The 17,862-nt window shown below is 68.4% G+C and carries 19 protein-coding genes and 2 tRNA genes; 18 read left to right on the top strand and 3 right to left on the bottom strand.

Translation table 11 applies throughout. The annotated features are described in order from the left end of the window. Position 1 precedes the first annotated feature (1 nt). From mdoH to AC3A5Z_RS08030, 12 genes are all read left to right on the top strand, one after another. Positions 2–1,789 (top strand): glucans biosynthesis glucosyltransferase MdoH, encoded by a 1,788-nt coding sequence (gene mdoH / locus AC3A5Z_RS08085; protein ID WP_487518859.1) that lies wholly within the window; start codon positions 2–4, stop codon positions 1,787–1,789. Then, positions 1,782–2,984, top strand: a complete 1,203-nt coding sequence (locus AC3A5Z_RS08080) for an OpgC family protein (RefSeq protein ID WP_487518858.1) — start codon at positions 1,782–1,784, stop codon at positions 2,982–2,984. The genes mdoH and AC3A5Z_RS08080 overlap by 8 nt, the downstream gene beginning before the upstream one ends. Before the next feature lie 58 nt (positions 2,985–3,042). Continuing rightward, positions 3,043–3,117: transfer RNA gene (locus AC3A5Z_RS08075), tRNA-Gly, on the top strand. A gap of 141 nt (positions 3,118–3,258) precedes the next feature. Then, a tRNA-Cys gene (locus AC3A5Z_RS08070) sits at positions 3,259–3,332 on the top strand. A gap of 139 nt (positions 3,333–3,471) precedes the next feature. Then, positions 3,472–3,843, top strand: coding sequence for a VanZ family protein (locus AC3A5Z_RS08065; RefSeq protein WP_487518857.1), 372 nt, complete (start codon positions 3,472–3,474; stop codon positions 3,841–3,843). Positions 3,844–4,024: 181 nt separating this feature from the next. Continuing rightward, positions 4,025–4,111, top strand: coding sequence for a K(+)-transporting ATPase subunit F (gene kdpF, locus AC3A5Z_RS08060; RefSeq protein ID WP_487519593.1), 87 nt, complete (start codon positions 4,025–4,027; stop codon positions 4,109–4,111). 9 nt (positions 4,112–4,120) lie between these two features. After that, on the top strand, positions 4,121–5,803 hold the full coding sequence (kdpA, locus tag AC3A5Z_RS08055) for a potassium-transporting ATPase subunit KdpA (protein ID WP_487518856.1): 1,683 nt from the start codon (positions 4,121–4,123) through the stop codon (positions 5,801–5,803). 11 nt (positions 5,804–5,814) lie between these two features. After that, the gene (gene kdpB, locus AC3A5Z_RS08050) at positions 5,815–7,839 is read left to right on the top strand and encodes a potassium-transporting ATPase subunit KdpB (protein WP_487518855.1); all 2,025 of its coding nucleotides are present in this window, start codon (positions 5,815–5,817) and stop codon (positions 7,837–7,839) included. 12 nt (positions 7,840–7,851) lie between these two features. Next, on the top strand, positions 7,852–8,430 hold the full coding sequence (gene kdpC, locus AC3A5Z_RS08045; protein WP_487518854.1) for a potassium-transporting ATPase subunit KdpC: 579 nt from the start codon (positions 7,852–7,854) through the stop codon (positions 8,428–8,430). A gap of 9 nt (positions 8,431–8,439) precedes the next feature. Further along, on the top strand, positions 8,440–11,127 hold the full coding sequence (locus AC3A5Z_RS08040) for an ATP-binding protein (protein ID WP_487518853.1): 2,688 nt from the start codon (positions 8,440–8,442) through the stop codon (positions 11,125–11,127). Further along, a complete protein-coding gene (locus tag AC3A5Z_RS08035) occupies positions 11,127–11,816 on the top strand; it encodes a response regulator (RefSeq protein ID WP_487518852.1) in 690 nt (229 codons plus the stop codon). Before AC3A5Z_RS08040 ends, AC3A5Z_RS08035 begins: the two co-directional genes overlap by 1 nt. A 59-nt stretch (positions 11,817–11,875) precedes the next feature. Continuing rightward, on the top strand, positions 11,876–12,205 hold the full coding sequence (locus AC3A5Z_RS08030; protein ID WP_487518851.1) for a hypothetical protein: 330 nt from the start codon (positions 11,876–11,878) through the stop codon (positions 12,203–12,205). Here AC3A5Z_RS08030 and AC3A5Z_RS08025 read toward each other — a convergent pair. The 3 genes from AC3A5Z_RS08025 to AC3A5Z_RS08015 form a co-directional block, all read right to left on the bottom strand. Then, complete coding sequence (locus AC3A5Z_RS08025) at positions 12,192–13,235, bottom strand: YeeE/YedE family protein (protein ID WP_487518850.1); 1,044 nt, start codon at positions 13,233–13,235, stop codon at positions 12,192–12,194. The two genes, AC3A5Z_RS08030 and AC3A5Z_RS08025, sit on opposite strands and share 14 nt — an antisense overlap. Positions 13,236–13,280: 45 nt before the next feature. Continuing rightward, the gene (locus AC3A5Z_RS08020; RefSeq protein ID WP_487518849.1) at positions 13,281–13,640 is read right to left on the bottom strand and encodes an ArsR/SmtB family transcription factor; all 360 of its coding nucleotides are present in this window, start codon (positions 13,638–13,640) and stop codon (positions 13,281–13,283) included. Between the two features lie 98 nt (positions 13,641–13,738). Continuing rightward, entirely contained in the window at positions 13,739–14,104 is a 366-nt protein-coding gene (locus AC3A5Z_RS08015) for a thioredoxin fold domain-containing protein (RefSeq protein WP_487518848.1), read from the bottom strand. A gap of 80 nt (positions 14,105–14,184) precedes the next feature. Between AC3A5Z_RS08015 and AC3A5Z_RS08010 the strand changes: the two genes are divergently transcribed. The 6 genes from AC3A5Z_RS08010 (at position 14,185) to soxA (ending at position 17,777) form a co-directional block, all read left to right on the top strand. Next, complete coding sequence (locus tag AC3A5Z_RS08010; protein WP_487518847.1) at positions 14,185–14,922, top strand: cytochrome c biogenesis CcdA family protein; 738 nt, start codon at positions 14,185–14,187, stop codon at positions 14,920–14,922. A gap of 14 nt (positions 14,923–14,936) precedes the next feature. Next, positions 14,937–15,500, top strand: coding sequence for a thioredoxin family protein (locus AC3A5Z_RS08005; RefSeq protein ID WP_487518846.1), 564 nt, complete (start codon positions 14,937–14,939; stop codon positions 15,498–15,500). A gap of 112 nt (positions 15,501–15,612) precedes the next feature. After that, positions 15,613–16,086 carry a sulfur oxidation c-type cytochrome SoxX gene (soxX, locus tag AC3A5Z_RS08000; RefSeq protein WP_487518845.1) on the top strand — a complete coding sequence of 158 codons (474 nt, stop codon included), beginning with the start codon at positions 15,613–15,615 and terminating at the stop codon, positions 16,084–16,086. Between the two features lie 27 nt (positions 16,087–16,113). Continuing rightward, complete coding sequence (gene soxY, locus AC3A5Z_RS07995) at positions 16,114–16,533, top strand: thiosulfate oxidation carrier protein SoxY (RefSeq protein ID WP_487518844.1); 420 nt, start codon at positions 16,114–16,116, stop codon at positions 16,531–16,533. Between the two features lie 23 nt (positions 16,534–16,556). Then, positions 16,557–16,886 (top strand): thiosulfate oxidation carrier complex protein SoxZ, encoded by a 330-nt coding sequence (gene soxZ / locus AC3A5Z_RS07990; protein WP_487518843.1) that lies wholly within the window; start codon positions 16,557–16,559, stop codon positions 16,884–16,886. Between the two features lie 27 nt (positions 16,887–16,913). Continuing rightward, positions 16,914–17,777 carry a sulfur oxidation c-type cytochrome SoxA gene (gene soxA / locus AC3A5Z_RS07985; protein WP_136792964.1) on the top strand — a complete coding sequence of 288 codons (864 nt, stop codon included), beginning with the start codon at positions 16,914–16,916 and terminating at the stop codon, positions 17,775–17,777. Positions 17,778–17,862: the final 85 nt, after the last annotated feature.

Genomic DNA, 17,862 nt, shown 5'->3' with positions numbered 1-17,862 from the left:
CATGTCCGGGGCCCGGCCCCTTGGTGCCAGTGTGCTCGTCGCGCGGGGGATCGCCTTTGCGATCAGCCTGCTTGCGGCGGCCGGGGCCTTCTTCCTGTTCCTGCAGTTCGGGGCCGCTGACGGCCTCGACTCGATGGACATCGTCCGCAGCGTCCTGATCCTCGCCTCGACCTCTTGGCTGGCTTGGGGCGCGACCCATGCCATCCTCGGCCTCTTCACCCGCCCGCGTCCCCCCGCCAATGTCGTGCCCGGCGCGCCGATCAGCGGGCGCACGGCGATCCTCGTGCCGGTCTACAACGAAGATCCGGTCTCGACCTTCTCGCGCATCGCGGCGATGGATGCCTCGCTGGCCGCCACGCCCTATGCGCATCTCTTTCATTTCGCCATCCTGTCCGACACACGCGACGAGGCTATCGCCGCGCGCGAGCGGCTGTGGTTCCTGCGGCTGCTGCGGGACCGCGATGGCGAGAAGCGCATCTTCTACCGCCGCCGCACGGTGAACAAGGGCCGCAAGGCCGGCAATATCGAGGATTTCTTCCAGCGCTCGGGCGGCGCCTACGAGTTCGCCGTGATCCTCGACGCCGACAGCCTGATGGACGGCGAGACCATGGTCGAGATGGTCCGCCGGATGGAGGCGCAGCCCGACATCGGTCTCCTGCAGACGCTGCCGGTCGTCACCCGCGCCCGCGCCCGCTTCGGCCGCGCGATGCAGTTTTCAGGCGCGCTGCACTCGCCGGTCTTCGCGCGCGGTTTGGCGATGATGCAGGGCAACACCGGCCCGTTCTGGGGCCACAACGCCATCGTCCGCGTCCGCGCCTTCGTCGAGAGTTGCGGCCTGCCCGAACTCAGCGGCCCGCCGCCCTTCGGCGGTCCGGTCATGTCGCATGACTATGTCGAGGCGGCGCTGCTGGCCCGTGCAGGCTGGACGGTGCGACTCGACGACGATCTGAAGGGCTCGTTCGAGGAAGGGCCCGAGAACCTGATCGACCACGCCAAGCGCGACCGCCGCTGGTGCCAGGGCAACCTGCAGCACTCGCGCATCGTCGGCGCGCCCGGGCTGCTGCCGTGGAACCGCTTCGTCTTCGTGCAGGGCATCCTATCCTACATTGCGCCGCTGTTCTGGCTCGGCTTCATCATGGCCAGCATCGCCGCGCCGTTCTTCGCCCCGCCGCTCGACTATTTCCCGGTGCCCTACTGGCCCTTCCCGGTCTTCCCGAGCGACGAGACCTGGAAGGCCATCGGCCTTGCCGTCGGCATCTTCGGGCTCCTGCTGCTGCCCAAGCTGGCGATCGCCTTCAACGCGATCATCGCCGGTCGCGCCAAGGGCTTCGGCGGCGGCTTCCGCGTCGTGGTCTCGACGCTGGCGGAGCTCGTCTTCTCCAGCATCACCGCGCCGATCCTGATGATGTTCCAGACCCGCTCGGTGGTGCAGGTGGTCATGGGCCGCGATAGCGGCTGGCCCACCAACAACCGCGGCGACGGGGGGTTGAGCCTAGGCGAGGCTTGGTCGGGCAGCCACTGGATCGTGACTTGGGGCGTGCTGGGGCTTGGCGCGACCTACGGCTTTGCGCCGGGGCTAGTGCCGTGGCTGCTCCCGGTGGCAATCCCGATGATCCTGTCGCCGGCCATCATCGCGCTGACCTCGCGCCCCAGCCGCTCGGCGCTCTTCACCTCGCCGATGGATATCGACCCGGCGCCGGTCATGCTGGCCCAGACCGCCATCCTCGAGGCGTGGCAGAGCACGGAGCAGCCGCAGCCCTCTTCCGAACTGGCGGCACAACATGCCTGACACCTTCCGCCCCCTGCCCGCAACCGGACGCGATCAGCGTCTGGATGCGTTCCGCGGCCTTGCGCTGGTGATGATCTTCATCAACCACGTCCCCGGCACGATCTACGAGCATCTGACGAGCCGCAACTTCGGCTTCTCCGACGCGGCCGAGGGATTCGTGGTGATGTCGGGCATCGCCGCCGGTCTGGCCTATTCCGCCGGGTTCCGGCCGCAGCCGACTTGGCTCGGCGCGCGCAAGATCTGGCGGCGGGCCTGGACGCTCTACATGGTGCATCTGCTGACCAGCATCTGGGCCATCGCCGTCTCGGCGGCGGCGGCGCTCTGGTTCGCGGCACCGCAGCTGCTGCACGAGAATCAGGTCTGGATCCTGTTCAAGAAGCCGCTCGGCTTCCTCGTCGGCCTGCCGATGATGACGCATCAGCTGGGCTACACCAACATCCTGCCGCTCTACACGGTGCTGCTGATCGTGGCCCCCGCACTGCTGATCGTCGGGCTGCGCTGGCCGAAGCTGCTGCTGGCGGGCTCGATCCTGCTCTGGGCGGCCTCGGGCCAGTTCCGGCTGAACCTGCCGAACTTCCCCAATCCGGGCGGTTGGTTCTTCAACCCCTTCTCCTGGCAACTGCTTTTCGTCGTGGGCCTGCTGACCGGGATCATGATGAAGCAGGGCCGCCGCTTCGTGCCTGTGCTGCCTTGGCTGCAATGGGCGACCGGGGGCTTCCTGCTCCTGTCGCTGATCTGGTCAAAGACACCCGCGGTCGCGGCGGTGCTGGGGCATGGCATGTGGATGCTGGATCAGGCGGGGCTGCCATGGTTCATCACGGTTTTCGACAAGACCTTCGTCACCGCGCCGCGGCTGCTGCATATCCTCTCGCTGGTCTATCTGATGTCCACGCTGGGTTGGGTGCGGCGCGCGGCGGCCTCGCAGGCCATGCGGCCGATCGCTCTGCTGGGGCGGCATTCGCTGCCGGTCTTCGCCACGGGCACGGTGCTCTGCTTCGCGCTGCAGGGCGTGAAGGACGTGCTGGGCGATCATTTCCTGCTCGACACGCTGCTGCTCGCCGGCGGGTTGGCCATCCAGTATGTGCTGGCGCTGCTCACCGAGCGCTGGACGGTGAAGCCCGGCAAGGCCCCCGTCGCCGCGCCGCAGGCGGTGGTCGAGCTGCCGCGTCAGGCCCCTGCTCCGCAACCCGCATGAAGCTGCGGAAAGGGGCTTGCAGCCTCCGCGAACAGGCGCTATCACGCGGCCACGGAGTGCGGGCGTAGCTCAGGGGTAGAGCATAACCTTGCCAAGGTTAGGGTCGTGAGTTCGAATCTCATCGCCCGCTCCAGATACCAGATCGGAAAGTGGTCGCCTCGGGCGGCCATTTTCGTTTGTGCCAAGCCCTCGGCGATCCTCTGCGATAAACGTGCCCGGCGCATGATAACGGCTTGACGTTCGCCGGTGGAAAACCTAATCAAACCCCGGCTCCGGCGGGTTGGCGGAGAGGTTACGCAGCGGATTGCAAATCCGTGAAGACCGGTTCGATTCCGGTACCCGCCTCCAGATCTCCTTGGCTCCATTCGCCCGGATATCGTGCGCCTTGCTTCGCCCTCGGGCAAACCGGCGCCTGCTCCCTGCCTTGCACAAGAATGTCAGCCGGCGTGGCTTGTCGTCCCGCCTGTCCTGCCGCTAGAAGCGCCGGATGCATCGCACCTCCCCTCTCTCGCTCCGCCTGTCGCTTGCGGTCACCTGCGCCCTCGCGGCGGTGATCGGCTATGGCACGCTGTTTCCCGGCGCAGCGTCGCCGGTGGCCGGGGGCAACGACAAGCTGCAGCATTTCCTCGCCTTCGCCGGGCTCTCGATGCCGATCAGCCTCGCCCGGCCCCGCTGGGCGATCTGGACGGTGGTTCTGGCGCTGGTCTACGGCGGGGTGATCGAGGTGATCCAGCCCTTCGTCGGGCGCGACCGCAGCCTTCTCGATCTCCTGGCCGATGTGATGGGCGCCTCCTGCGGCGCGGGGCTGGCCATCGCGCTCAACCTGCTGCTCACCCGGACGCGCGCGCTGAACCGCTGATCTTTACGCTTTCTTGACGCCGCCCCCGAGCTTCCGAATGGCGCCTTTACGCGCGCCGGGAGGAGGATCGGGCGACCGTCAAGGAGCATTCACATGACCGACCTCATCTACCTGACCCTCGGCCTCGCCGGGTTCGGCGCCTTCGCGGCGGCGACCCGCGCCATCGGGCGGCTCTGATCCCATGTTCGAGCTTGGTTTTGGCCTCGCCGTCGCGGCGGGGATCTTCGGCTTTCTGATCCTCGCGCTGCTGCGCCCCGATCGGTTCTGAGGTGCCGCGATGACAGAGATTTCCGCCCTCCTCCTCTTCCTGCTGGCGCTGACCCTCGGCGGTTGGCTCCTCGCGCGCCATATGGCGCGCGTCTATTCCGGCGACCACACCCTGCTGTCGCCCCTGCTCGCCCCCGTGGAGCGGGGGCTGGTGACCTTGGCGGGCGCCGCACGTCCGCAGGGCTGGGCAGACTATGCCATGGCCGTGCTGGCCTTCAACGCGGCAGGGTTCCTGCTGCTCTATGCGATGCTGCGGCTGCAGGGCGTCTTGCCGCTGAACCCCGACGGCATTGCCGGCATGGCGCCCGACCTCGCCTTCAACACCGCCGTCAGCTTCGTCACCAACACCAACTGGCAGGCCTACTCGGGCGAGGCGCAGGCCAGCTACTTCAGCCAGATGCTCGGGCTGACCGTGCAAAACTTCGTCTCGGCGGGCACCGGCATGGCGGTGGGCGTCGCGGTGATCCGCGGCTTCACCGCGCCGAGGGGCCGGACACTCGGCAATTTCTGGACCGACCTGATCCGCTCGGTGCTCTATATCCTGCTGCCGCTGGCGGCGGTGCTGGGGATATGCCTTGCGCTTCAGGGCGTGCCGCAGACCCTACTCGGCGCAGTGAAGGCCACCATGCTGGAAGGCGCCGAGCAGGTGATTGCCCGCGGACCCGCCGCGGCGCAGGTGGCGATCAAGCAGCTCGGCACCAATGGCGGCGGCTTCTTCGGGGTGAACTCGGCCCATCCGTTCGAGAATCCGACGATCCTGTCGGACCTGCTGCAGACCTACGCAATCCTGCTGATCCCCGTAGCCTTCTGCTTCCTCTTCGGCCGCATGGCGGGCGATGCCCGGCAGGGCTGGGCGATCTTCGCCGCGATGGGGGCGCTGTTCGTCTCGGGCCTTGCGGTGATCGTCTGGCAGGAAAGCGCGGGCAACCCGCTGCTGCAGTTGACAGCTGGCAACATGGAGGGGAAGGAGCAGCGCTTCGGCCCGGTTCTCTCTGCCCTCTGGGCGGTGGCGACCACGGCGGCCTCCAACGGCTCGGTCAATGCGATGCATGACAGCTTCATGCCGCTGTCCGGGCTGGTGATGCTGCTGAACATGCAGGTGGGCGAGGTGATCTTCGGCGGCGTGGGCGCCGGGCTCTACGGCATGCTGGTCTATGTCGTGCTGGCGGTGTTCCTTGCCGGGCTGATGGTCGGGCGGACGCCGGAGTACCTCGGGCGCAAGATCGAGGGGCGCGAGGTGGTGCTGGCGATGCTGGCCTTCCTGTCAATGCCGCTGGGCATTCTCGTGGGCTCGGCGCTGGCCGCCAGCCTGCCCTCGGCCCTCGCCTCGGTGCAGGATGCGGGGCCACATGGCTTTACCGAGATCCTCTACGCCTATTCCTCGGCCACCGGCAACAACGGCTCCGCCTTCGCTGGCTGGGGGGCGGCGCTGCCTTGGCAGACGACGGCCATCGGGCTTGCCATGCTGCTCGGGCGCTATGCCATCATCGTGCCGATGCTGGGCATCGCCGGGTCACTGATCCGCAAGCAGCCCGCCGCCGCCACCGCGGGCTCCTTCCCCACGCATGGGCCGCTCTTCGTGACCCTTCTGGTGCTGACCGTGCTGATCCTCGGCGCGCTCACCTTCTTCCCGGCGCTGGCGCTGGGGCCGATCGCCGAACTTCTCGCCCTGGCTTCCGGCCAAAGTTTCTGAGGGACAGACCCATGACCAAATCCTCCCAACCTGATGCCGCGATGACGGGGCTCTTCCCGGCGGCCTTCCGGGCCTCCTTCGGCAAGCTGAACCCGCTTCAGCTGATGAAAAACCCGGTGATCTTCGTCACCGCCGTCGTTGCGGCGATGACCACCCTGCTCGGGCTCGCAGGGCTGCCCACCGACCCGGGCAAGGCGGTGCTTGCACTGCATATCTCGCTCTGGCTCTGGTTCGCCGTGCTCTTTGCCAATTTCGCAGAGGCGCTGGCCGAGGGCCGGGGCAAGGCGCGGGCCGACAGCCTGCGCGCCAGCCGCAGCGACACCATGGTGAAGCTTCTGGCCGACCCGGAGGCGCAGGAGGCGACGCATGTCTCCTCCGCAGGGCTGCGCAAGGGCCAGATCGTGCTGGTCGAGGCAGGCGACCTGATCCCGACGGACGCCGAGGTGATCCGCGGCGTCGCCTCGGTGGACGAGAGCGCCATCACCGGCGAGAGCGCGCCGGTGATCCGCGAGAGCGGTGGCGACCGCTCGTCAGTCACCGGCGGCACGCGGATCGTCTCGGACAGTCTGGTGCTGCGCATCACCGCCGAGCCAGGCAGCAGCTTCCTTGACCGGATGATCGCACTGGTCGAAGGGGCCGAGCGGAAGAAGACCCCGAACGAGATCGCGCTGAACATCCTGCTCGCCGGGCTGACGCTGATCTTCCTCTTCGTCACCGTCACGCTGGAGCCCTTTGCCCGCTTTGCCGGGGCCTCGATCCCGGTGGTGTTCCTCGGCGCGCTCTTCGTTACGCTGATCCCGACCACCATCGGCGGGCTGCTCTCGGCCATCGGCATCGCCGGGATGGACAGGCTGGTCCGGGCAAATGTCATCGCCAAGTCGGGGCGCGCGGTCGAGGCGGCGGGGGATGTGGACACGCTGCTGCTCGACAAGACCGGCACGATCACCTTCGGCAACCGCATGGCAGCCCGCTTCTTGGCCGCCGACGGCATCACCGAGCGGCATCTGGCGGCGCGGGCAATGCTCGCCTCGCTGGCCGACGAGACGCCGGAGGGCAAGTCGATCGTCGAGAAGGCGCGCGGGCTGGCGGGGGCGGTCACTGCCGGCGGCACACCCATCGTCTTCTCGGCGCAGACCCGGCTCTCGGGGGTCGACCTGCCCGACGGCACGCGGCTCCGCAAAGGGGCGGTTGATGCGGTGCTGCGCCACACCGGGCAGATGCCCGATGCCCGGCTGACCGCCGAGGTCGAGGCCATCGCCCGGTCGGGCGGCACCCCGCTTCTGGTGTCGGAGGATAACCGCATCCTCGGCGCGATCCATCTGAAGGACGTGATGAAACCCGGCGTCCGTGCCCGCTTTGCCGAGCTGCGCAGCATGGGCATCCGCACCGTGATGATCACCGGCGACAACCCCCTGACCGCCGCCGCCATCGCCGCCGAAGCCGGGGTCGACGATTTTCTGGCCGAGGCCACGCCCGAGATGAAGCTCGACTACATCCGCAAGGAGCAGGCGGGCGGACGCATGGTTGCCATGTGCGGCGACGGCTCGAACGACGCCCCCGCCCTCGCGCAGGCCGATGTCGGGGTGGCGATGAACTCGGGCACACCGGCGGCGAAGGAGGCGGCGAACCTGATCGATCTCGACAGCGATCCGACCAAGCTGATCGAGGTGGTGATGGTGGGCAAGCAACTGCTGATCAGCCGGGGCGCGTTGACGACCTTCTCGGTGGCCAATGACGTGGCGAAATATTTCGCCATCCTGCCCGCCATGTTCATCGCCGCCTATCCCGGTCTTGCCGCACTGAATGTCATGAGTCTTGCGAGCCCGCAGAGCGCGATCCTGTCGGCGGTCATCTTCAACGCGCTGATCATCGTCGCCCTGATCCCGCTGGCGCTGCGCGGTGTCGCCTACCGGCCCGCCTCGGCGGCGGTACTCTTGAGGCGCAACCTCGCGATCTACGGGCTGGGCGGGATGGCGGTGCCCTTCGTCGGGATCAAGATCATCGACCTGGGCCTCGTCGCCCTCGGCCTCGCCTGAAAGGAGCTTTCCATGCTTGCCATCCTCCGCCCAGCGCTGACCATGCTCGGCGCCATGACCCTCCTGACCGGGCTTGCCTACCCGCTGGCGATGACCGGCATCGCCGGGGCCCTCGCTCCCGAGGCGGCGCGAGGCAGCCTGACCGAGCGCCAGGGCACTGTCATCGGCTCGGCGCTGATCGGTCAGGGCTTCGCCGGGCCAGCCTATCTCCACTCCCGCCCCTCGGCGAGCGGTTGGAACGCCGCTGCGACAGGAGCCAGCAACCTCGGCCCCACTTCCGCGGACTTGCTGGCCGCGGTGGCCGAGCGTCGCGCGGCCTATGAGGCCGAGACCGGCGCGCCGGCGCCGATCGATGCCGTGACAACGTCAGGCAGCGGGCTCGATCCGCATGTCTCACCCGAGAACGCCGCCGCTCAGGCCGCCCGCATCGCCAAAGCCCGCGGCGTCGATCCGGCAGCGGTGCGCGAGATCATCGCCGCACGGGTCGAGCAGCCGTGGCTCGGGCTCTATGGGCTCGCGCGGGTCAATGTGCTGGCGGTGAACCTCGCCCTTGACGAACGCTTTGCGCCCGCGTCCCTTGCGAGCCAGTGAGGAGGCGCCATGCCCGAAGTCGACACCCGCCCGGAACCCGAGGCTCTGCTGGCCGAAGCCGGGCGCGAGGGGCGCGGGCGGCTGAAGATCTTCCTCGGCGCCGCCCCCGGCGTCGGCAAGACCTTCGCCATGCTGGAGGCCGCCCGCGCCCGGCTGGCCGAAGGCGTTGACGTGCTGGCGGGGGTGATCGAGACCCACGGGCGGGCCGAGACCGAGGGCCTGCTGCGCGGCATCCCCGAGGTGCCGCGCCGCCCCAGCTACTACCGCGGTCGCATCCTGTCGGAGATGGACACCGACGCGCTGATCGCCCGCCATCCGCAACTGGCGCTGATCGACGAGCTGGCGCACAGCAACGTCCCCGACAGCCGGCACGAGAAGCGCTGGCAGGATGTGGAGGATGTGCTTGCTGCCGGGATCGATGTCTGGACCACGCTGAACGTGCAGCATGTCGAGACGCTGAACGACATGGTGACGCGGATCACCGGGGTCAGGGTGCGGGAAACCGTGCCGGACCGCATCCTCGACACCGCAGACGAGATCGAGCTGGTGGACCTGCCGCCGGACGAGCTGATCGCGCGGCTGCGGGCGGGCAAGGTCTATGTGCAGGATCAGGCGGCGCGGGCGGTGCAGAACTTCTTTGCCAAGGGCAACCTGACCGCGCTGCGCGAGCTTGCCATGCGCGCAGCCGCCGACCGGGTGGATGCGCAGCTGCGCGAGCACATGGCGCTGAATGCCATACCCGGCCCCTGGCCCGCGCAGGAACGGCTGATGGTCTGCGTCTCCGACAGTCCCGCCGCGCGCAATGCCATCCGGGCGGCGAAACGTTCCGCCGACCGGGCGCGGGTGGAATGGATCGCGGTATCCGTCGCCTCGCCCCGCACCGAGGCGCTGCCCGAGGCCGCGCGGGAGGCGCTGGCACAGTCCCTGCGGCTGGCCGAGCGGCTGGGCGCCACGGTGGCGAGCCTGCAGGCGGAGGCCGATGTGGCGCAGGAGATGCTCGACTTCGCCCGTCGCAACAATGTGCGCCGCATCATCCTCGGCCGCCCCCGCAAGCGCGGGCCGCTGGCGCGGCTGCTGCACCCGTTCCGCGCCTCGGTGGCGCAGCGTCTGCTGGAGGGTGCGACCGATTTCGAGGTGACGCTGGTCTCGGCAGAACGCGGCAGTCCGCGCAACGCGCCGCAACGTCCGTCGGTCCGGCTTCAGGGCTGGGAGGAGGCGGTGCTCTGGGCGGTGGCAGTGGCGGGCGGGACAACGGCAGCCTCATGGATCGTCGACCGTCTGGTGCCGGTGGCCAGCCTGTCGCTGATCTACATGACCGGGGTGATCCTCGTCGCGACGCGGGTCGGACGCCGGGCCTCGGCGCTGACGGCGATGCTGGGCTTTCTCGCCTACAACTTCTTCTTCACCGATCCCCGCCTCACCTTCACCGTCACCCGGCAGGACCAGATCCTGACCTTGATGCTCTTCCTTGCCGCCTCGCTGCTGACCGGCAGTCTCGCGGCGCAGCTGCGCTCGCGGATGATCGCGCAGCGCGCCGCCGCTGACCGGACCAGCAAGCTCTACGACTTCAGCCGCCGCGTCGCCGTCGCAGCTCAGGCCGAAGAGGTGATCTGGGCGGCGGTCAGCCATGTGAGCATGACGCTCGGCTGCCGCAGCGTGCTTCTGGCGCCGGACGGGGCGGAGGCGCTGCGGGTGGCCGGGGGCTTTCCGCCCGAGGACCGGCTGGAGCTGCGCGACATGACGGCTGCCACCTATGCCTGGGAACGGGGCGAGGAGGCCGGGCGCGGTTCGGCCACCCTCCCCGCCGCCGATTGGTTCTTCCTGCCGATCCGTTCCGGCGACCGCCGTCTAGGGGTGATCGGCGTCAGCTACGACGACGGGCGCAGCTTTTCGCCGGTGGACCGGCGGCTGCTGGAGGCGCTGATCGATCAGGTCGCGCTGGCGATGGAGCGCATCCGCTTGGCCGAGGATCTGGAGGATGCGCGGCTTGCCTCGGAGACCGAGCGGCTGCGCACGGCGCTCCTGTCCTCGGTGAGCCACGATCTGCGCACGCCGCTCGTCACCATCATCGGCGCAGCGGGCAGTCTTGCCGCGCCCGCCGTGGGTCTGTCGGATGCCGGGCGCATCGCACTGGCCGAGAGCATCCGCGACGAGGGTGAGCGGCTCGATCGCTATGTGCAGAACCTGCTCGACATGACCCGGCTCGGCTATGGCGCGCTGAAGACCAAGGCGGTGCCGACCGATCTGGCGGATCTGTTCGGCTCGGCGCGGACCCGGTTGGCAACCGTGCTGCGCGACCATCCGCTGCGCATGGACCTGCCGCCCGACCTGCCACCGTTGCAGATCGACCCGGTGCTGACAGAGCAGATTCTGGTCAACGTTCTGGACAATGCCGCGAAATACGCGCCGCCCGGAACGGCGGTGTGGGTGGAGGCACGGGTTGACGCCGGGCACGCGGTGATCTCGATTGCCGACGAGGGGCCGGGGATTCCGGTGGCGGCGCGGGAGAAGGTCTTCGACATGTTCTATCGGGTGGAAGGCGGAGACCGGCAGCGGGCGGGCACCGGGCTCGGGCTTGCGATCTGCCGCGGGCTGACCGAGGCGCAGGGCGGCACGATCCATGCCGAGGCGGTGGAGGCAAGCGGCCGCGGCACCCGCATCGTCCTCGCCCTTCCGCTGGCAATGGAGCGCGGCTGATGCCGGGGAGCCGCATCCTCGTCGTCGATGACGAACCGCCGATCCGCCGCTTCCTGCGCGTGGCGCTGGAGGCCGAGGGCTATCACGTCACCGAGGCGGGCACGGCGCGGGAGGCCATCGACCGCACCGCGCTCGACCAGCCCGCGCTGGTGATCCTCGATCTGGGCCTGCCCGACCGCGACGGGCTGGAGGCACTGCGGGCGATCCGCGAGTGGTCCACTGTGCCCGTACTGATCCTGTCGGTGCGCAGCGACGAGGCGGGCAAGGTGGCGGCGCTCGACGCAGGCGCGCAGGACTACGTGACCAAGCCCTTCGGCATACAGGAGCTCTTGGCCCGGCTGCGCGGCCTCCTGCGCGACCGTGGTGCCGCCGAGGGACCGGGGGCGGTAATCGAGGTGGGCGGGCTGCGCATCGATCTGGCGGCGCATCGCGTGGCGATCGACGGGGCGGAGGTGAAGCTGACGCGGCGCGAGTTCGACCTGCTGCGAATGCTTGCGGCCCAGCCGGGGCGGCTGGTGACGCAGGCCTCGATCCTGCGGACGATCTGGGGCGCGGCCCATGCCGAGGACACGCAGTACCTGCGGGTCTACATCCGGCAGCTGCGGGCCAAGATCGGCGACGACGCCACCAACCCTCGCTGGATCTTCACCGAGCCGGGCATCGGCTACCGTTTCCGCGATCAGGGCTGAGGGCCGGGGAACGCAGCGGCGCTTCGAGGCATTTCCCCGGAGCCTGTGCCGGAGACACGATGCCCCTTCTCACCCCCGACAAGCGCTACATCGTCGTGCGCGGCAGGCTGTGGCGTGCGGCCAATCCGGGGCTTCCCGAAGAGGAGCGCGCGCGGCTCGTCTCGGCGCTGATGGCGGCGCGGCGGGCGGTGAAGACGGCGCGGGGTGCGGGCGACCGGGAGGCCGAGGACGCGGCGCATGACGCGGTGGAGGCCGCGAAGGTGGGGCTGGGGGAGCGCGGCCCGGTCTGGTGGCGGGACGGCGCGCCGGACCTCAACCGCCGGATGGCCCGCACGACGCCCTATGCCGAGTGGTTCGCGGCAGAGGAGCCGAGGCTCAGCCCGGATTGAAGCCCGCGATCAGCTGGCGCAGCCCTACCATCGCGCCGATGATGATGGCGATCAGCGTCACCGGCCCCGACCATGCAAGCGCCGCCATCGCCGAGACGCCCTGCCCGATCGAGCAGCCCATCGCCACCACGCCGCCGATGCCCATCAGCACCGCCCCGCTGACCTGCCGCCCGAGCTCGCGCGGGTCCTCGCAGGCCTCCCAGCGGAAGAGCCCGCGCAGCAGCGAGCCGAGCAGCGCCCCGAGCATCACGCCGAGCACCGAGCCGACCGAGAAGTTGATCCCGCCGGCGGTCGAGGTCATCAGGAACAGGAGCGTGCGCCCGACCGGGGCGGTGAAGGAGGGCCCCTCGACCCCGACCTCGCCAAGGCTCTCGTTGAAGATCCAGGTGGTGCCGGCGAAGCACCAGACCACCGCCAGCCCTGCGGCCACGGCCCAGGCCATCGTCGCCGGACGCGCGCGCAGCGGCGCATGCGACAGCGCCCAGCCGACAAGCGCCAGCGCGATCACCGCCACCACCAGCAGCGGCGGCAGGCCGATCCGCCCGAGATCGTGCAGGATGCCCTGCGGCCCGGTCGCGGGGGGCTGCGGGAACAGGACCTCGCGCAGCGGCGCCAGCGGCCCCGACAGGGCAATGAAGCCGAAGATGCCCATCACCACCACCACGACGAGCGAGCGCAGATCGCCGCCGCCAAACCGCACCAAGGCGCCGAAGCCGCAGTTCCCGGCCAGCGCCATGCCATAGCCGAAGACCAGCCCGCCGATGATCGAGGCGGCAGGATTCCAGCTGATCGCGTGGTAGAAGGTCGCGCCGAGCTCGATGAAACCGGCCATCGCCAGAAGCTGCGTGCCCAGAATTGCCGTGCCGAGCACCAGCCCCCATATCCGCAGCCGCGTCTGGTCCTGACCGTAGACGGCCGCCTCCAGCGCGCCCAGCGTGCAGAAGTCGCCCAGCCGCGCCGCAAGACCCAGCACGACCCCACCGACCAGCCCCACCATCGCGGCCAGAAGCCCCGTCGGGAATGCCTCCATCTCCGTCTCCTCCCTTCCAAACCCTGTCGTCGGACAGGGGCAGTCTCAGCCCGGACGCCGGTCTTTCGCCGGTTCGGCAAACAGCAGGGCAAGCAATTCGATGAGCTCCGTCACCTTTGGATCGAGGAGCGAGTAGTAGATCGCCTGACCTTCGCGCCGGGCACTGACCAGACCTTCGAGCCGAAGCCGGGCGAGTTGCTGGCTGACGATAGCCTGACGCGACATCAGCAGGTTTTCAAGCTCGGTCACGCTCTTGGGGCCGTCCCTGAGATGGCACAGGATGGTGAGCCTCCCCTCGTGCCCCAGGGCCTTCAGGAAGGTCGACGCCTCCTCGGCGCGGCGAACCAGACAATCCAGCGGCGGTCGTGCCGGGTTTTCGTCAAGATTGTCGCCCACTTCGCCCACGTGCCGCCCCGGTTGCCCTGTCACGGGACACGTTATCCCGGCTCGGCGGAAATCGAAACATCACTCGGCAGAGATTTCCCTTTCGGGGCATCCCGGGCTCACCCCGGGGGCGGCGACGCCTTCTCGATGAGCGCGCCGAGAAGCGGCCAGAAGAATTCCTCGCCGGGATAGCCCTCGAGCCGGCCCAGTTCCTGCCCGTCGCGGGCGAGGACGAAGGTCGGGGTAAAGACCGGCGGCGCCTTGAGCGTGACATCGGCGGGCAGCGGATCGCGCAGTTGCAGCCGGCGCAGCGGGGCGGCGCGGCCCTCGTCGGTGAGCGGGTATTCCGGCGCCACCTCCTCGTTCCAGCGGGCGCAATAGATGCAGCCGGGCTGCTCGAACATCAGAAGCTCGAGCTCCGCCGCCGGGGCAGCCGAGGGAAGCATCAGGACGGAAGCGATGAGGATCTTGCGGAAGCGGCCCACGTTGACAGCCTTATTGAAACATAGGAATATACTAATGTAACTTTGCCATAGGGGCAAGGCACCGCTTCGAGGAGGGGGCGATGCTGGAGATGACCTTTGGCGGGGCCGCGCTGGCGGGACTTCTGTCCTTCCTGTCGCCCTGCATCCTGCCCATGGTGCCGTTCTACCTGTCCTACATGGGTGGCCTGTCGGTGCGCGAGCTGCGCGACGGCGGCGCGATCGCGCCCGGTGCGCAGGCGCGGCTGGTGCTGCAAGCGGTGCTCTTCGCACTTGGCGTGACGACGATCTTCGTGCTGCTGGGCCTCGGAGCCACGGCGCTCGGCGGGGTCTTCGTGCAGTGGCGCGGCGTGCTGTCCTGGGTTGCGGGCGGGGTGCTGATCCTGTTCGGGCTGCATTTCCTCGGCCTCCTGCGCATCGGGCTGTTCTACCGCGAGGCACGGGTGCAGACGCAGGCCAAGCCGACCACGCTGGCGGGCGCCTATCTGATGGGCCTCGCCTTCGGCTTCGGCTGGACGCCCTGCGTGGGCCCTGCCCTCGCCGCGATCCTGATGGTGGCGAGCGGGATGGGCGAGATCTGGCGGGGCGGGGCGCTGCTTCTGGTCTACGGGCTGGCGATGACCCTGCCCTTCGTGATCGCCGCGCTCTTCGCCGTTCCCTTCCTCGGCTGGATCGCCCGCCACCGCGCAATGATGGGCCATGTCGAGAAGGCCATGGGCGTCATGCTCATCATCTTCGGAGTGCTGATCGCGACCAACTCCGTCAACCTGATCGCCGACTGGATGATCCGCAACTTCGACTGGTCCGCGACGCTGAGTTAAGGGAAGGACATACCGTGAAACGATTTGCCCCGCTAGCCGCTGCCCTCTGCCTGATCGCCTCGCCGCTGCTTGCGGTCGAGCTGGGCGACGACGGGCTGCACAAGCCGACATGGCTGCGCGAGACCTTCAAGGACCTGCGCGAGGATCTGGCCGAGGCCAATTCCGAAGGCAAGCGCCTGCTGATCAGCATCGAGCAGCGCGGCTGCATCTACTGCACCAAGATGCATGAGGAGGTCTTCCCCGACGCCAGGATCGACCAACTGATCCGCGACACTTACTTCGTCGTGCAGATCAACCTCTTCGGCGATGTCGAGGTCACCGACTTCGACGGGACGGTGCTGCCGGAGAAGGACATGGCGACTCGCTGGGGCGTGATGTTCACCCCCACGCTGGTCTTCCTGCCCGAGGACGTGCCGGAGGGCGAGACCGCCGCCGACGCTGCAGTTGCGATGATGCCGGGGGCCTTCGGCAAGGGAACCACGGCGGCGCTGCTGACCTGGGTGAAGGACCACGGATACGAGAATGGCGAGCATTTTCAAAAGTTTCTGGCCCGCCAGATGACCCCCGTCGAAGAGTGACGCAATGCCGCAGCGCAGAATATAGAAATATTCGCAGATTACTATATTCCTGTTGCGTTGGGTCAGTCTCCGCTTCTATTCTCGACTAAAGGAAAGATCAGGGAGGATCGCAATGACTCGCCGGCTTTGGTCGGCGGCCTTGGCGGCTTTGTGCGCCGCCACGCCCGTCGCAAGTGAAACCGCCCCCAAGGACGTCGCCTTTCACGAGGGGGCGGTCGATGCTCCCCTGTCCGGCACTCCGGGGAATCCCGAAGCCGGCGTGAAGGTGATGACGACCAACGCCCTAGGAAACTGCGTGGCCTGCCACACCGTCGCGGCGCTGCCCGATGTGCAGTTCCCCGGCAACATCGCCCCGCCGCTGGACGGCGTCGCGGACCGCTATTCCGAGGCGCAGCTTCGTGGCATCGTGGCCAATGCCAAGATGACCTTCGAGGGCAGCTTCATGCCCGCCTTCTACAAGACCGACGGCTTCGTCCGCCCCGGCGACGGTTTCACCGGCAAGGCTGCCGAGGGCGAGTTGCCGCCCATCCTGAATGCACAGCAGATCGAGGACGTGGTCGCCTACCTCATGACACTCAAGGAGTGAGGCGACCCAATGCTCAAGGAGATCAGAATGAACCTGTCCAGACGTGACACCCTGATGTTCGGCCTCGGTGGTTTCGCCACCCTGGCCCTGCCCGGCGCGCTCTCGGCCGCCACGGTCGAGGAACTCGCCGCGCCCTTCACCGGCGGCGCGACGCCCGGCACCGGCGGCATCACCCTGACGATGCCGGAGATCGCCGAGAACGGGAACACCGTCCCGGTCGAGGTCGACGCCCCCGGCGCCGTGGCCATCCTGCTCCTGGCCAGCGGCAACCCCGAACCGGCCGTCGCCACCTTCACCTTCGGGCCCGCCGCCGCGAACCAGCGCGCCGCCACCCGCATCCGGCTTGCCCAGACGCAGGACGTGATCGCGATGGCCAAGATGGCGGACGGCTCCATCGTGCAGGCGTCGGCGACCGTCAAGGTCACCATCGGCGGCTGCGGCGGCTGAACCAAGGGATCGAGGAGAGAAACATGGCAGAAGATGCAAAACCCCGCGTGAAAGTGCCGAAGTCGGCTTCGGCCGGCGAGGCCGTGACGATCAAGGCCCTGATTTCGCACAAGATGGAATCCGGCCAGCGCAAGGATGCGGAAGGCAAGCTGATCCCGCGCTCGATCATCAACCGCTTCACCTGCGACTTCAACGGCGCGAATGTCGTCGACGTGGCGATCGACCCGGCGGTCTCGACCAACCCCTATTTCGAATTCGACGCCAAGGTCGATGCGGCAGGGGAATTCAAGTTCACCTGGTATGACGACGACGGCTCTGTCTACGAAGACAGCAAGTCGATCGAGATTGCCTGAGCGGACGGGACATTAGGGAGGATAGCCATGCACCGCACAGCCAAGTCGATCGCCGCACTGGCCCTGGGCCTCGCCCTGACGGGCATGGCGTCCGCCGACCCGGTCGAGGACACGCTGACCGTCGAGACCGATGATGGCCCGCTCACGCTGACCACCATGACCTCGGCGCCGGACCATCTGAAGGATACGATGGATACCATCTGGTCCGGCTGGCACTACCGCGAAGACGATACCCGCGACATGGAACGGGACGACTTCGACAATCCGGGCATGGTCTTCGTCGACCGTGCAATCGACAGCTGGAACGCGCCGCAGGGCGCCAAGGGCGAAAGCTGCGCCGGCTGCCACGAGGGGCCGGAGAGCATGGCCGGGCTGCGCGCCGTCCTGCCGCGCGTCGATCCGGAGAGCGGCAAGCTGATGCTGATGGAAGACCACATCAACAGCTGCGTCACCGAACGGATGGGTCTCGAAGCCTGGAAGCTGACCGGCGACGAGATGAAGGACATGCTCGCCCTCATCTCGCTGCAGTCGCGCGGCCAGCCGGTGAACGTCGCCATCGACGGCGCCGCCGCCCCCTTCTGGGAGAAGGGCAAGGAGATCTACTACACCCGCTTCGGCCAGCTCGAGATGTCCTGCGCGAACTGCCACGAGGACAACCAGGGCATGATGATCCGCGCCGACCACCTGAGCCAGGGCCAGATCAACGGCTTCCCGACCTACCGGCTCAAGGATGCAGGTCTCCTGTCCTCGCAGCAGCGCTTCATCGGCTGCGTCCGCGACACCCGGGCCGAAACCTTCAAGGCCGGCTCGGACGAGTTCAAGGCGCTGGAGCTCTACGTCGCCTCGCGCGGCAACGGACTGTCGGTGGAAGGCGTCTCGGTGCGCCACTGACACCGTCGCGGCCGCCCGCCGGCCGCGACAGCATGTGAAATCACGTTACGGATCGGCCCGGTCGGCGTCATGATGGAGCCCGGCC

The organism is Cereibacter sp. Soil_C_27 (assembly GCF_057657095.1).
Note: the sequence above shows the minus strand (reverse complement) of the source record. Positions and strands in the feature narration are given on the sequence as shown.

Bases quoted from the DNA above. Each gene is read 5' to 3' on its own strand.
- mdoH (WP_487518859.1), top strand. From the start codon at position 2: ATGTCCGGGGCCCGGCCCCTTGGTGCCAGTGTGCTCGTCGCGCGGGGG.
- AC3A5Z_RS08080 (WP_487518858.1), top strand. From the start codon at position 1,782: ATGCCTGACACCTTCCGCCCCCTGCCCGCAACCGGACGCGATCAGCGT.
- AC3A5Z_RS08065 (WP_487518857.1), top strand. From the start codon at position 3,472: ATGCATCGCACCTCCCCTCTCTCGCTCCGCCTGTCGCTTGCGGTCACC.
- kdpF (WP_487519593.1), top strand. From the start codon at position 4,025: ATGTTCGAGCTTGGTTTTGGCCTCGCCGTCGCGGCGGGGATCTTCGGC.
- kdpA (WP_487518856.1), top strand. From the start codon at position 4,121: ATGACAGAGATTTCCGCCCTCCTCCTCTTCCTGCTGGCGCTGACCCTC.
- kdpB (WP_487518855.1), top strand. From the start codon at position 5,815: ATGACCAAATCCTCCCAACCTGATGCCGCGATGACGGGGCTCTTCCCG.
- kdpC (WP_487518854.1), top strand. From the start codon at position 7,852: ATGCTTGCCATCCTCCGCCCAGCGCTGACCATGCTCGGCGCCATGACC.
- AC3A5Z_RS08040 (WP_487518853.1), top strand. From the start codon at position 8,440: ATGCCCGAAGTCGACACCCGCCCGGAACCCGAGGCTCTGCTGGCCGAA.
- AC3A5Z_RS08035 (WP_487518852.1), top strand. From the start codon at position 11,127: ATGCCGGGGAGCCGCATCCTCGTCGTCGATGACGAACCGCCGATCCGC.
- AC3A5Z_RS08030 (WP_487518851.1), top strand. From the start codon at position 11,876: ATGCCCCTTCTCACCCCCGACAAGCGCTACATCGTCGTGCGCGGCAGG.
- AC3A5Z_RS08025 (WP_487518850.1), bottom strand. From the start codon at position 13,235: ATGGAGGCATTCCCGACGGGGCTTCTGGCCGCGATGGTGGGGCTGGTC.
- AC3A5Z_RS08010 (WP_487518847.1), top strand. From the start codon at position 14,185: ATGCTGGAGATGACCTTTGGCGGGGCCGCGCTGGCGGGACTTCTGTCC.
- soxX (WP_487518845.1), top strand. From the start codon at position 15,613: ATGACTCGCCGGCTTTGGTCGGCGGCCTTGGCGGCTTTGTGCGCCGCC.
- soxY (WP_487518844.1), top strand. From the start codon at position 16,114: ATGAACCTGTCCAGACGTGACACCCTGATGTTCGGCCTCGGTGGTTTC.
- soxZ (WP_487518843.1), top strand. From the start codon at position 16,557: ATGGCAGAAGATGCAAAACCCCGCGTGAAAGTGCCGAAGTCGGCTTCG.
- soxA (WP_136792964.1), top strand. From the start codon at position 16,914: ATGCACCGCACAGCCAAGTCGATCGCCGCACTGGCCCTGGGCCTCGCC.